Annotated in this window: 1 protein-coding gene; it reads right to left on the bottom strand. The window is 60.5% G+C overall.

The features are described 5' to 3' along the window. On the bottom strand, positions 1-2,679 hold a 2,679-nt coding region (locus ALQ04_RS13730; protein WP_147466599.1), incomplete at both ends, for a condensation domain-containing protein.

The following is a 2,679-nucleotide window of genomic DNA, read 5'->3' as shown; positions in this document are numbered from 1 at the left end:
TTCGCCATGCACCGCTGCCAGGGCAGTCGGTTGCTCAGCGACTTGCGCCTCGAACAGGCCATGCACGGAGCTGTCGCGTGGATAGTCCGTCGCACTGTCGTTGAAAGCATGCAGCAATTGCTCGCGTTCGGCTTCGGGCAGAACGGTAATGGCCTGAAGCGCGGTAGCCGGATGGTTCTCCAGCGCATCGATCAGATTGTTCAGCGCGCACAGCAGCGTGTCGCAAACCCGTTGTGCGCCAATTTCCACCATGGCCAGCGCCGTCACGGCAAAACCGCTACCCAGGTCATCTACTGAAAGGGTCAGCGGATAGTTGGTGCGTTCCTCGTTACTCAGGCTTTCGATACCGTCCCAGGCCGACAACGCCTGCCCGGAAGTCACATCAACTGCACTATGGCGATAATTGAGCAAGGAGTTGAACAGCGACGCAGGTGCAGCAACCGCACTGCAACGCTGGGCCAAAGCCAGCGAGGCGTGTTCATGGCCGAGCAGCGCGCTAAGACGCGCATGAGTGGATTTCACCCCTTCAACCACGCTGCGCCCATCGATATCCACTCGCAGCGGCAAGGTGTTGATAAACATGCCCAGAGCACGATCCGAGCCCTCGCCCCCCTGCATCCGGCCCATCAGCACCGTACCGAATACTACCTGATCGCGACCACAAGCCGCGCTGGCGGCCAAAGCCCAGGCCAGATGCATGACACTGGCTGCACTGCTGCCCAGTTTCCGCGCCTGAGCCCGCACACGCTGGCTCAGCCCGTCATCCAGCGCGATGCGCGCTTCCTCGATGCCCGTGCCGTCGTCTCGAACACTGGCCTGACCATATGCCAGGGTCGGCTCTTCGATATCGGCGAGCTGGCTGCGAAAGAATGTTTCATGCTCCTGCTCGCTCAATCCCAGGCAGGCCTGGGCCACGTAATTGCGGTAAGGCATGGCAACCGGCAGCGAATCGCCTTCGCCAAGCATGAATGCCTGCATTTCATGGCGCACAACCTCAAGCGCGGTGTGATCCAGAACCAGGTGATGGAACATCAGCAGCATGATCCAGCGCCCGTCGGCTGGATCATGGGCGCAGGCCAGACGCAGCAGAGGCGCCTTGCCGAGGTCGAGACGGTGATGCCGGGTAGAGAGTCGTTCACGAATCTGGATGGCGATATCACCATCCTCAGGATTCAGCTCAAGGGTTTGCACGTCCAGTTGCGCCTGGCGCCAGACCACTTGCACTGGGCTTTCCAGTCCTTCCCAGACCACCGAGGTACGCAAGGTGTCATGCCGGTCGATGACTTTTTGCAGGGCCGTGGCAAAGGTTTCGATACGTGCCTGATCCCGGACCGTGAAGGTCGCCTGGAGCACATAGGGATCGCCCCGGGATGCAGTGACGTGGTGATAAAGAATCCCGGCCTGCAATGGCGCCAGCGGATAGATATCCTGCACATTGGCTGCACCACCCGGCACGGTCGCCACGATGCGATCCAGTGCACTCTGGTCGAGACTGGCCAGCGGCAGCAGTTCGGGAGTAATGCGGGTACAGCCCGGCCCGATCAGATTGGCCGGGACCACGACTTCACGGTTATGACCCACGGCAGCGGCCAGTGCAGCAACCGTCGGCTGGCTGAACAGGATTCGCACATCGGCCGACAGCCCCTTGCGACGCATACGCTCGATCAGGGTCACGGCCAGCAGCGAATGTCCGCCCAGCTCGAAGAAGTGATCATGCCGCCCGACGCGCTCGACCTGCAGCACTTCAGCCCAGATCTGCGCCAATGTGGTTTCGGTTTCACCTTGTGGGGCTTCGTAACCACGGCTGATCAGGGCTTGCTGGTCCGGTGCTGGCAATGCCTTGCGGTCCAGCTTGCCGTTGGGGGTTAGCGGCAGTGCTTCCAGATGGACATAGGCTGCCGGGACCATATAGTCCGGCAACTGGTTTTGCAGATGAGAACGCAGGCTGTCCAGATCGATATCTTCGATGGCCGTGAAATACGCCACCAGACGCTTGTCACCCGGCACGTCCTCGCGAGCCATGACCACCGCTTCTTGCACGGCAGGATGGCGCGCCAGCTTGGCTTCGATCTCGCCCAGTTCGATACGGAAGCCACGAATTTTTACCTGATCGTCGTTACGACCCAGGTATTCGATATTGCCGTCCGCCAGCCAGCGACCCAGGTCGCCGGTGCGGTACATCCGCGCCCCGGCGTTGAATGGATCAGCCAGGAAACGCTCGGCAGTCAGGTCGTCACGGTTCAGGTAACCACGCGCCACACCGGCTCCACCGATATAGATTTCACCAGGAACACCCAGCGGCACTGGCCGACGGTGTTCATCGAGCAGATAGAACCGGGTATTGGCCACCGGTTTGCCGATATGGGATGCAAAGCCGTCTTCGCGATCCATTGCGACCCAACTGGAATAGGTCGTGGTTTCCGATGGGCCATAGAGATTGCACAGGCGTCTGACGCTGGTTTCGGCAAACAGCTTCTCGACCAAGGAGCCTTTCAACGCTTCACCGGCGACGTTGACGGTATGTACGCCCTGCCCCAGGCCGCCAGATTCCAGCAGCGCTTTAAGGGCCGAAGGCACAGTATTGATCAGCGTGACGTCATGCTCGCCGTCCTGCAGAGCCAGCACGTTCCTGACCACTTCGATGCAGCCACCGGAAATCAGCGGTGCAAAGCACTCGTA

It is taken from the genome of Pseudomonas cichorii (assembly GCF_003700275.1).
Classification (GTDB): Bacteria; Pseudomonadota; Gammaproteobacteria; order Pseudomonadales; family Pseudomonadaceae; genus Aquipseudomonas; species Aquipseudomonas cichorii_B.
Note: the sequence above shows the minus strand (reverse complement) of the source record. Positions and strands in the feature narration are given on the sequence as shown.